General features: G+C 67.0%; 8 protein-coding genes. 6 read left to right on the forward strand and 2 right to left on the reverse strand.

The annotated features are described in order from the left end of the window. The 6 genes from ACYQ2W_RS23910 to ACYQ2W_RS23935 form a co-directional block, all read left to right on the forward strand. Window positions 1–3,208, forward strand: a 3,208-nt coding sequence (locus ACYQ2W_RS23910) for a tape measure protein (RefSeq protein ID WP_459873096.1), incomplete at its 5' end; no start/stop codon positions are given. Then, window positions 3,208–3,606 (forward strand): hypothetical protein, encoded by a 399-nt coding sequence (locus tag ACYQ2W_RS23915; RefSeq protein WP_459873098.1) that lies wholly within the window; start codon window positions 3,208–3,210, stop codon window positions 3,604–3,606. The genes ACYQ2W_RS23910 and ACYQ2W_RS23915, both read left to right, overlap by 1 nt. 4 nt (window positions 3,607–3,610) lie before the next feature. Then, complete coding sequence (locus ACYQ2W_RS23920) at window positions 3,611–6,646, forward strand: hypothetical protein (RefSeq protein WP_459873100.1); 3,036 nt, start codon at window positions 3,611–3,613, stop codon at window positions 6,644–6,646. 542 nt (window positions 6,647–7,188) lie between these two features. Beyond that, on the forward strand, window positions 7,189–8,190 hold the full coding sequence (locus ACYQ2W_RS23925; RefSeq protein ID WP_459873102.1) for a hypothetical protein: 1,002 nt from the start codon (window positions 7,189–7,191) through the stop codon (window positions 8,188–8,190). Continuing rightward, complete coding sequence (locus ACYQ2W_RS23930; protein WP_459873104.1) at window positions 8,180–8,410, forward strand: hypothetical protein; 231 nt, start codon at window positions 8,180–8,182, stop codon at window positions 8,408–8,410. The genes ACYQ2W_RS23925 and ACYQ2W_RS23930 overlap by 11 nt, the downstream gene beginning before the upstream one ends. A 148-nt stretch (window positions 8,411–8,558) precedes the next feature. Next, complete coding sequence (locus tag ACYQ2W_RS23935) at window positions 8,559–9,374, forward strand: DNA adenine methylase (protein ID WP_459873106.1); 816 nt, start codon at window positions 8,559–8,561, stop codon at window positions 9,372–9,374. 76 nt (window positions 9,375–9,450) lie between these two features. On the opposite strand, the gene ACYQ2W_RS23940 is transcribed toward ACYQ2W_RS23935, so the two are convergent. Together ACYQ2W_RS23940 and ACYQ2W_RS23945 are read right to left on the reverse strand one after the other, a co-directional pair. Then, window positions 9,451–10,011 (reverse strand): DUF6471 domain-containing protein, encoded by a 561-nt coding sequence (locus ACYQ2W_RS23940; RefSeq protein ID WP_459873108.1) that lies wholly within the window; start codon window positions 10,009–10,011, stop codon window positions 9,451–9,453. Window positions 10,012–10,776: 765 nt separating this feature from the next. Beyond that, window positions 10,777–11,143: WD40 repeat domain-containing protein (locus tag ACYQ2W_RS23945; protein ID WP_459873110.1), on the reverse strand; the 367-nt coding region annotated here is incomplete at its 5' end.

Consider the following 11,143-nt stretch of genomic DNA (forward strand, 5'->3'; position numbering starts at 1 on the left):
GATCGTGCCGGAAGCGGATCGGGCTCGGCTGGCGGTGTATCAGCAGGTGGAGGCGGTGGACCATGTGGGGGACGCCTTCCGCCGCATGGGCATCCAATCCCGCGATGAGCTGGAGCGCACCGTCGACGAGGCGCGGCGGGATTTCTATACGATCCGTGATTCGGGCGTAGCGTCTTATTCCCAGATCCAGGCCGCGGCCCGGCAGTATGCCGCCACCTTGCGGGCGGCGAACAACGGCGTCTTGCCGCCGGCCGAACAGGCTCGACTCGCTATTTGGAGGATTGGTGAGGCGGCCGAAGAGGCTGGCCGTAAAGGCCAGGAGGGATTGGGCCACGTCCGGGCGGGGGCGGCGGATCTCGGGGCTGCGGTGCAGACCATCGCCTCCGCCTTCGTGCTCCAGGAGATCGTCGACGCCAACAAGCACGCCGAGGCGTGGGCCAAGTCGATGGAACAGGTCGTCGGCTCCAGCGAGGCGGCGGCGGCGGAGATCGCCTATGTGCGCTCCGAGGCGAATCGCCTCGGGCTGGATGTGCGGGCGGCGGCGGATTCGTACACCCTGCTGGCGGCCTCGGCGAAGGGGACGGCGCTCACCGGGGCGGATGTCCGCAAGGTGTGGAGTGCGGTCTCCGAGTCGATGGCGCGGCTAGGCAAATCCAGCGCGGACACCGAGGGGGCGCTGCTCGCCCTCGGGCAGATGGCCTCCAAGGGTACGGTGCAGGCGGAGGAGTTGCGTGGCCAGCTCGGCGAGCGTCTCCCCGGGGCGATGCAAACCGCCGCAAAGGCCATGGGCGTCACCACCGCCCAGCTCGGCAAGATGATGGAGCAGGGGGAGCTCGCCGCCTCCGACTTTCTCCCGAGGTTTGCCGATGCGCTCGAGGAGTCGTTCGGTCGAGGGGAGGCGGCGATCGACACGTTCGCCGCGAAACAGGCGCGGCTGATGAATGGGTTCCGCGAACTGTCGCTTCTCGCGTCGGAGACGGGGCTGTTCGATGGGGCGGCCGGCGGCCTGGAGGCGATCGGTGATCTGGTGAAGCATGTGGCGGTGGGGACGAAGACCGCCACCGCCTACATGGGCGAGCTGGGGTCGGAGATCGGCCTGGCGGTGGCGCGGTTCACGGAGCGGGACTTTGCCGGCTTCACCGACGATATCCTCGCGGCGCGTGCCGAGATGGATAAATCGATCGCCGAGTACGCCGATCGGGTCTACGGCGTGGTGCCGGCGGCGCATGCGGCCGGGGACGCGGTGGTCGCCACGGCCACGGAAGCGCGAACGGCCTACTCGGAGCTGTCGAAGGAGTTGCAAAAGGTCGTTGACGGGATCGACAAGGCCGGCGATGCGACGAAGGCATTCGGCAAGCTGGATCTCGGAAACATCGATGGCGTGGCCGCCGTCGAAGAGCTGAACAACCTGATCACCGCCATGGGGGAGAAGGCGGAGCTCTCCGGTGAGCAGATCGAGAAGGAGCTGGGGGCGGCGCTCGACAAGCTGTCCGGGGAACAGCTCCAGTCGCTGCAATTCGAGGCGGAGGCCGCCTTCGGTGAGATCGAGGGCGGCGCCGAGAATCTGGAGTTGATCCTCCGGGCGTCTCTGGGCGCATCCCTGAAACAGCTGGGAGTAGACGCGAAGGAGCTGGAGACGGGCATGGATGCCGCCACCCGTGTGGCGGTGGATGGGTTCCGGGCGGTGGCAGACAACGCTCAGGCGAGCGGTGAGGCGGTTCGTCGGAGCTTCGATAACGCCTTGGGTCAGGTGACGAATGTTCGGGGCGTGGAGGAGCTGGGGAAGGCCCTACGGAGTGCATTCGAAGAGGGGAAGCTGTCCGCATCGGAGTACGAGGCGCGGGTGGCGCTGCTGGAGCGGCGCCACCAGGCGCTGGCGGCCACCGTGGATCGGGACTTGGCTGCCGCCTTCCAGCGGATGGGCATAAAATCCCGCGCCGAGCTGAAGGCGGTCGCCGATCAGGCGGAGGCGGATTATCAGCGGATCAAGGCAAGCGGACAGGCGTCGGCGGATGGGCTGGCGCAGGCCGCCGAGCGGTGGAAGACGGCGGCAGAGGCCGCGGGGGATCGGGCAGCGGCGGCACAGGCGAAGGTGTCGGAGGAACTGCACCGCTCGGCGGCGTCGGCGGAGTCGATGGAGGGGCGCACCACCGCCGCGCTGCACCAAGTGGCGGAGGCGGCGGAGGATACGGGGGATGCGCTCTCCCGGATCCAGGATGCGCTGCAGAGTGCGACCACCATCTCGGAGATCCAGGCGGTGGAGGAGGAGCTCCGCCGGCTGCGCACCGAGGGCAAGCTGACGGCGGAGGAGCTGGCGAGCGGGATGGAGGCGGTGGACCAACGGGCGGCGGCGGTGTCCAACACGATGGCCTCCATCGCGCTGGGCACCGATGCGATGTTCCGCAACCTCTCCACCTCGCTGGCGAATGCGTACTACGAGGTGGAGGGCGTCGATGGGGAACTGGCCCAACTGGCGGAGCGGGCTCGGCTGGCGGCGGATTCGTTTTATATCCCGGATTCTTCGATATCCAGTTGGGCGGAGTTGATGCGGCATCAGCGCAGCCTGATCACTCAATTCGCCGAACAGGCGGAGGGCGCGGCCCAGCTGCAGGCCCAGCTGCAGGGCGTGGAGGGGGCGAATGAGCGGCTGGTGGTGCAGGCGCGGCGGACGGTCCAAACCTTCGACCTGCTCGACCAAACCCAGCTCGACGGCATCACCCGCGAGATCGAGCGCGTGGCCGCCGCCTCGGATCGGCTGAAGGATTCCATCACCTCCACGGTATCCCGCCTGCAGGATGAACTCGACCGCCTGGAGGGGGATCAGGCGGCGATCGAGCGCCGCAACTACGAGCAGGAGAAGCGGGCCCTGCAGCAGCAGCTCGACGAGGCGCAGCGCGGGCTCAACCGCGATGTCGCCCAAGAGGCGGAAAAGGCGCTCGGGTTGTTGGAGCGGGTACATGCCGCCCGCAAGGCTGAGATCGACACGCAGGCCGATCCCGCGCCCACTCCGGCGACTGCTCGCACCGTCACCCCGCCCCCAACGACGCCCCCTGCCGCGCAGCCCACCCAGGCGACGAGCGGCGGCCTCCGGACGATCCGCCTGGAGGCTGGCGGGTTCGATGTTGATGTGCTGACCGATGGTGACATCGAGGCGTTCGGTCATCGGCTGGTTCAGGTGATCGAGCAGGCCGGGCTGAGGGTGGTGTGATGCGTCTGGTGGCGGTGGATGCTCAAGGTTACGAGTCCGGAGACGCGATCGAGCTGCCTGGCGGGCTGGTGTGGATTGACTGGGACTGGTGCGCGGAGGCGAGTCACGTCGACCTCTCCCTCACCGGTGAGCCGCTGGTGCAATCGGCGACGCGGGGCGGCCGGCCGATCACCCTGGCCGGGTGGCGGGAGGGGAACAAGGCCTACGGGGTGGCGACGGTGGCATTCGCTCAGGAGCTGCTGGAAACGGTCGGTGGAACGTTCGCGCTGACACTCGACGGCGAGGCGACCGCTCGGCGCGTGATCTGGCGCACCGACGGAGTCAAGCCGGTGGAGTTGGATCGGTTTTGGGGCGATGCGCCTGCGGGCGTGTTGACTGTACGGTTTATGGAGGTGTGACTAAGTGGAAAACGGTGACATTGTATTGCTCGAATCGAGCGACATGAGTGACGCAGACAACGCGGGCGGGCGAGCCAGCGGGCGAGTCATCCAGGACGGTCAGGTCAACAGCATCTTCAGCCATATCTCCGGCACTTCGGCAACCCGCGGCTCCACGGAATTCCGGAAGGTCTACCCCGCCCTCCGCACGCCGACGACGGAGCGACTGTATGGGCCCCATGTGGTGCTGTCGGAGATCCCCGATGACCCGAATGTGTCGGTGGTGATGTTCACCACCGGCAGCCACACCGATACCAGAGCGGAGGCTCGGGATCGGGTGGAGAGTTATGTGATTGCTGGCGTGGAATCGCGGTGGCGGCTGTTGGAGCGTCACTTGGTTGGATTGCGCAGCCTCCAGCTGTGGGGAGATCGAGACGCGCCGCTGCCGGAGATCGGTGAGGTGTTGTGTCTGGTGGACGAAGGCGCCAACCCTCAAACGAAACAGTTCGTGCGCATCGCTGGTGTCGATTCCAGGATGCAGTCGTTCAAGACTGCTCAGTGCGACGAATTCGAGGTGCAGGTCGCCGAGATCGAGATCGTGGATCCGCTGCGCATCGAGTTCATCGGCCCAACACCCACATGCTTTTACGCGGAATCGGACGTCAAGGTCCGGCTGACCGTCGAGGCCTCCGCCACGGAGTATTTCGGCACCGCCCGGCTGGTGGAGCCAGTGACTGCGGGCAGTACTACGGTGACGGTATCGGATGTGCGTCAGCCGTTGGCGCCATCCTCTCAGCGCGAGAGCGCTTTGGTCGATGTGGCGGCGCTGCCGACTCGGGGCCAGTTGGTGCAGGCCGGGACCGCTGAGGTGGCGACGCCTTGGTTGTGGGGCGGCGGCATCGCCGAGCTGCTCCTGCCGTGCGCCGCCACGCCCGGCACGGTAAAGATCAACCGGTACAACGCGTACGGTTCGGGCGGGTTGTACGCCACCGACAACGGAGATGGCACGGCGTCTGGCATCGGCCCCGCCACGATTGACTATGCAGATGGCCGGATAGTCTTGGGGAGCCCGACCTTTGCCGACTGGAACTTTGAGGTGGTCTTTCTCCCGGCGGTGTCGAGGCATGATCCCGTGAGGACCGCGGCTACTCCGATCGAATCCGCCAACCGCCGATATACCTACATCTTCACGATGCAGCCGCCGCCAGCACCTGGCACGGCACTGCTCGAGTACCCAGCCATGGGGCGGTGGTACCGCATCACCGACGCGGGGGATGGCACTCTCGGCGGTGACGGTTCCGGGACGGTCAACTATGGCACGGGGTCGGTGTCGGTGTCGTTGGCTGCGCTGCCGGACACGGGGGGGGGTCTGCTGTGGTCATGGGGTGCCGAAGAGGGGTACGTGCAGCGGACGGGGGAGGCGGCCGGCCGTGTGCGGATACAGCTCACCCATGGATATGAGCTCGGCACGGTCGTCGCGACGTGGCAGGCCGGCGGCGCGGACCAGGCGGTGTCTCAGGGAGGGGATGGCACCTTCTCCGGGGATGGCGTAGCGGAGTTGGGCGCCTTTGGCGAGCTGATCGTGACTCCCGACAAGACGCCGGACGGAGCGATCGTGGCGCAGTGGACCAGCCCCGGGGACACCCCGACGCCGCGGACGGTGACGGTGGATGCTCCGATTCTGGAGCTGGTGGTCAACGAGAATACTACCGATCGCATCGTCGAAGGATCGTTGGTGCTGGGGCTGGGGAATGCGCGGTACTACGCCAGGCAGGGCAATCTGTATCGCGATCCGAGCCTGTCGGACGGGGCCGGGACGTTCGCGGGGACGGTCAATTACGACACGTGGGATGCGGCCATCAGGGAGTATGACGGCGGGTTGGACAATCGGGTGGTGGTGGTGTCGCTGCTGACGGAAGTCGCCCCCGCCACGCTGCAATCGGTGCATGCGCGGACCCCTGGCGCCCCCATCCGCCCCAGCGGCATGTCGTTGACCGCGACCACGGTTGGGGGGAATCGGCTGTTCGTCTCGTCCAATGATCTGGGTCAGTTCGGCGGCGGTGGATCTGGCGCGGTCGACTTCGAGTCTGGTGTCTACCATGTGACGTTCAATGATTCGGTGATCGCGTCATCGGTCACGATCAATTGCGTCGTGTATTCGTCATTGCCGCAAAACGCCGAACTCATCGGTATTGATCCGGTGAGATTGCCCGCGGATGGCAAGGTGGTCATATTCCGGCGGGGGGATTTGCTGGTGGTGTTCGACGAGCACTCCACCGATCTGCCAGCGCTGGCGCCCGGTGCGTCCTACGATACCGGGTTCGTGCATATATCCAGGGTCAGTCTGGTCGACTCGGACGGGCAGTCACTCACGGTCGGTTCGGTCGAATCGCCAGCAGATGGAGATCACGTCCGCTACGATGACCTGGCGGGACGTATCGACGTACCGGACGATGCCGACCTGAGCGGGTTCGTGGTGCCGTTTTGGCTGTCATTCCAGTATGACGACTTGGCGATTGCGAATGAGGTGGAGATCAACGGCCGCATCAGTCTGGGTGGGGCACTGGGGAATTCGTACGGCACCACCGCGAAGGTGGCGAGCGCGGTGCAGTTCACGGACCTGGGGGCTCGAGCGACGGACGTCTTCGACTTGCGCACATGGTCCAACAGCTGGAGCGACACTCCGGGAGAGGCGGCGACCGGCACCTACAACACGGGCACCTACCCCATCCAGGTCGATAACATCGGGGCCATCGAGCAGCGGTGGTCGGTCTCCTTCGCCTCGGCATCGGCGGTGCGGGTGATCGGCGAGGATGTGGGGGTGATTGCCGAAGGGTTGCCGATCACCGAGGATATAGCTCCGATCAACCCTGTCACCGGCACTCCGTATTTCGTGATTCAAAAAGACGGTTGGGGGGGCGGCTGGGGGGCGGGGAATGCACTGCGCTTCCGTACCACCTCGGCGCAGGTGCCGATATGGCTGGTGCGCACCGTGACTCCGGGTGCGCTGTCTCACCGGTCCGATAAGATCGCGCTCCAGCTGCGGGGGAACGCGGCCTGATGCGGATCGTGGGCAGCACGAGCCTGCAGTGGAGTGGCGGCGCCAGGCAGACGGCGACCCAGACGATCGGGTGGCGCGTGCCGCCGCTCTCCTGTGTTACGGCAGCGGCGCCCTGGTCATCGCCTATCCGTCAGCAGGGTGTGACGGTGGCGGCATGGCGACTGGCCAGCGGCCTGCAGGGCACCACCCACATCCCTTGGGGGGCCCCGCAGCCGCTGCGCGCAGGGCGCACAGGGGCGGCGTGGGGCGTGCCGGCCAGTGCGGTCGGCACCACCACCGCACCTTGGGATGCGGCTAAGCCGCAGCGCGCTGGGAGCACGGGGGGGGCGTGGGGCGTGCCAGCCAGTGCGGTCGGCACCACCGCCGCGCCCTGGGGGCCCACCCAGCCTCGGCGAGCAGGGCAGACGGGCGGGAAATGGGAGCTGCCCCGAGCGGTGACTCGCAGTGTACAGGCCCCGTGGGGGGCTGGCGGTCGCACCAGGGCGATCACCTGGGTCTCTGCCTCCACCGCGGAGGTTGCCATCCTGCCGGCTGCGGGGGCGATGGCCATCTACCGGCCGGAGATGGGGTTGTATCGCGTCTCCGACGGGCTCGAGCTGCCTGCCACGTCGATCACCGTATCCATCGATGGCGAGGCGGCCATGTGGCAGATGCGGGCGGATCTGAGAGGGGGCCTCTCGGAGGTTGAATATGGCACGGAGGTGGAAGCCAGGATCAACGGCTACAGCTGGCGGTTCGTCGTGAGCACCATCGACGATGATCGCTCCAACGACGGCCGATCCGTGACCATCGGCGGTCTGTCGTTGAGTGCTCGGCTGGCGGCGCCCTACGCGACGGCGCGCTCGGTGGTGGTTGGCATGGATGCCCTGGCTCAGCAGTTGGCCGCTGCGGAACTGGAGTTCACTGGCTGGGATATCGATTGGCGCTGCGCGGATTGGTGGGTGCCGGCGGGGGCGTGGTCCTATCAGGATCTGACCCCTCTGGGGGCGATCAGCCAGATCGCGCGGGCCGGCGGTGGCCGAGTGAGGGCTGATCGGTCTCGATTAAGGTTGGTCACGACGCCACGCTATCCGTCTGACCCTGCCGGGTGGTCTTCGTCGACTCCGGATGTGACGGTGGCCGGACGGCGGGTGATCCGGGTGACGACCCGTTGGGCTCCCAAGCCGGCCTATGATCGGGCGGTGGTGATGGGTCGCACTGGGCACGGCGTGTTGGTGGTGGCCACCCGCAGCGGCGCCTACGGCGCCAACCCCGCCCCCGAAGTGGTGGACCCACTGATCACCGACGTGGATGCTGGCCGGGGCCGCGCACAGGAGATCCTGTGGAGTTCCGGCGATGGCGCGATCAGCACGCTGCGCCTACCGTTGGCGGCGGCCGGGCTGGTGGATGGTGCGCTGATCGAGCCCGACCAACTGGTTCGGGTGATGGATACAACTGGGCCGTGGAGCGGCCTGTCCGGTGGTGTCCAAGTCACGGGACAGCGTGATCGCGACGGCAAGCTGACGGTGTACCAGACGGTGGAGGTCGAACGGCGTGTCCACTAATCTGGCGCTCGCATTCCGTGCGCTGGTGCCTTCAGAGGCGCGGAGCTACGGGCGGGTGATCGCGATCAACACTGATGGCACCAGTACCGTCCGCGGCCCCTCTGGGGCCACGTACCGGGCCATCGGCATTGCCTACCCAACCGATACCCCCGTGTGGATCGTCGCCGGCAAGATCGACGGAGAGGCTCCCGATCTGCCGATGTTTGATATCGAGGTGTAGATAGGAGAGAGGAGGCGACCGCCTGGTGTTGGAGCACCAGGCGGCCCCTGATACCCACGGTGGTCGGACCGTGAGCCCAAGCCGAGGCCCCCTCGCCGCGTGCACGCAGCGTCGGAGACCTTATCACACATTGTGCGTCTGGTAGCTCATGTTCGACAGCAAACCCATCATCCCGTGGATCGGCGGCAAAGGCCGGCTCCTCAAAGAAATTCTCCCACTGCTCCCGGAGCACACTTGCTACGTGGAGGCGTGCGCAGGGGCTGCTGCTGTCTTCTTCGGCAAGCCCCCGTCCGATGTGGAGGTGATCAACGACGTACAGGGTGACGTCGTGAACCTCTATCGCGTTGTGGCCAACCACTTGGATGAATTCGTGCGGCAGTTTCGCTGGGCGCTTACCTCTCGAACCATGTTCGAGTGGGAGAACATGAAGCGACCTGAGACCCTGACGGACATCCAGCGGGCCGCGAGGTTCTACTACCTGCAGCGACTGAGCTTCGGCGGTCGGGTGGCGGGGCGATCATTCGGCACGGCCACCACCAGCCCTCCGAGGCTGAATCTCCTTCGAATTGAAGAGGAGCTGAGTGCAGCCCACCTCCGGCTGGCCAACGTGTACGTCGAGCATGGGTCGTGGCACGCGGTGGTGGAGCGCTACGACCGCCCTCACACCCTGCACTACCTGGATCCTCCCTACTGGGAGACAGAGGGCTACGGAGTGGACTTCCCCTGGTCGGAGTACGAGCGGATGGCGGACATGGCGACCACCGTCGCCGGAGCCGTGCTGATCTCCATCAACGACCACCCCGCCATCCGCGCCCTGTTCATTGACCAGGCCGGCCTCCACCACAAGGAGCTGGCTATCACCTACACCGTCGGCGGTGGCGGGACTGCCGCCCGCGAACTCCTCCTATGGAACGACAATCTCGAGGCCGGCCGCCGCCCCACTGGCTCGCTCGATCTGTTCTGACGCTCCTGACGCTCCAAAAAAGTTCGGCCCGGACGACTCTCGCCGCCGGGCCGAATACTCCAACCACTGTTTGACTCTACCAAACGCGCCGAGCTACCGTTTCTCGCGTGTTTCCTCCATCATCTTTCGCACGTCGCCTGTATTTGGTGGTCTCCTTGACGCCGATTTCGGCAAGCTGCGCGGCGAGTCCCTGATAGGTGACGTCGGAACGGGCCAGCTCCGCCTTGATTACCCGTTTGGCCTCTTTCTTCCACTCTTGACCGCCGCCCTCGGACTGCCCCTCGACATCGGCCGCGACGACGGCACCCTGCCGCCCGTCGAGACCCGCCCGTAGGTCGCCGCTACCGCGGCGACGCGAACGAAGGCAGCGGGGGCGGGGCCGCGATGGCCTTGCCGATTGCGGCCTCCCGTTCGGATCGGTTCGGCGGTGAATCGGGCAAGGGTGCCTCCGTTCGCGTCGCCGCGGTAGCGACGACGGGGCGCCTACCTTCCCATCCTTGTTGCACGGCGTGGAGCGCCGAGGGCGGTTGATGTAGGAGCGGCCCCCAGGCCGCGATAGAGCGGAGTGCCACGCCGTGACGAGGCTCGCGAAGGTGGGCGGAACGGGGGCCCGCCCTCGGCATCCTGCTCGCGCCAAACGCCTATGTCCCGCTCGGCCATCGCGGCCTGGGGGCCGCTCCTACAGGGGAGGTCGAGGGGCGATCAGAACGAAGGCAGAAGAGTTGGGAGCGTGATGGCCTTGCCGATTGCGACCTCCCGTTCGGATCGGTTCGGCGGTGAATCGGGCAGGGGTGCCTCCGTTTGCGTCGCCGCGGTAGCGACGACGGGGCGCCTACCTTCCCATCCTTGTTGCACGGCGTGGAGCGCCGAGGGCGGTTGATGTAGGAGCGGCTCCTTAGGCCGCGATCGGGCGGAGTGCCGCGCCGTGACGAGGCTTGCGGAGGTGGGCGGAACGGGGGGCCGCCTTCGGCATCCTGCTCACGCCAAACGCCTATGTCCCGCTCGGGCATCGCGGCCTGGGGGCCGCTCCTACAGGAGGGGGCGAGGGGTGATCAGAACGAAGGCAGAAGAGTCGGGGCCGTGATGGTCTTGCCGATTGCGTCCTCCCGTTCGGATCGGTTCGGCGGTGAATCGGGCAAGGGTGCCTTCGTTTGCGTCGCCGCGGTAGCGACGACGGGGCGCCTACCTTCCCCTCCTTGTTGCACGGCGTGGAGCGCCGAGGGCGGTTGATGTAGGAGCGGCCCCTTAGGCCGCGATCGGGCGGAGTGCCGCGCCGTGACGAGGCTTGCGGAGGTCGGCGGAACGGGGGTCCGCCCTCGGCATCCTGCTCACGCCAAACGCCTATGTCCCGCTCGGCTATCGCGGCCTTGGGGCCGCTCCTACAGGAGGGGTCGAGGGGGGATCAGCGCTCTACCACCGGCAGGGGGCCGAAGATCTCGGCGGGGTAGCGGGTGCGGCGGCCGTCGGGGGCGGTGCCGAGCCAGCCGAGCCAGCGCCACGCCTCGGGGCTCGTCTGGAGGATGCGGGTGCCGTCGCGGGCGAGGACGGCGAATTGGCCGTGGCCGAGGTAGTGGATCCGGAAGGGGACCTCGTCGCCGGATCGAGGGTCCCGGATGCGAAGAGTGCCGTCGTCGCCAACGGATGCGATGGCGGCGCCGTCGGGGGAGAAGGCGCAGGCGCGGATACCGTGTTGAGAGGCGTCGATGGAGAGGAGGTTGTCGCCGGATCGAGGGTCCCAGATGCGAAGAGTGCCGTCGTTGCCAGCGGAT

This window comes from Endothiovibrio diazotrophicus, assembly GCF_054657215.1.

Excerpts from the sequence above, each read along its gene's own strand:
- ACYQ2W_RS23915 (WP_459873098.1), top strand. The coding sequence starts at position 3,208 with ATGCGTCTGGTGGCGGTGGATGCTCAAGGTTACGAGTCCGGAGACGCG.
- ACYQ2W_RS23925 (WP_459873102.1), top strand. The coding sequence starts at position 7,189 with ATGGCCATCTACCGGCCGGAGATGGGGTTGTATCGCGTCTCCGACGGG.
- ACYQ2W_RS23935 (WP_459873106.1), top strand. The coding sequence starts at position 8,559 with ATGTTCGACAGCAAACCCATCATCCCGTGGATCGGCGGCAAAGGCCGG.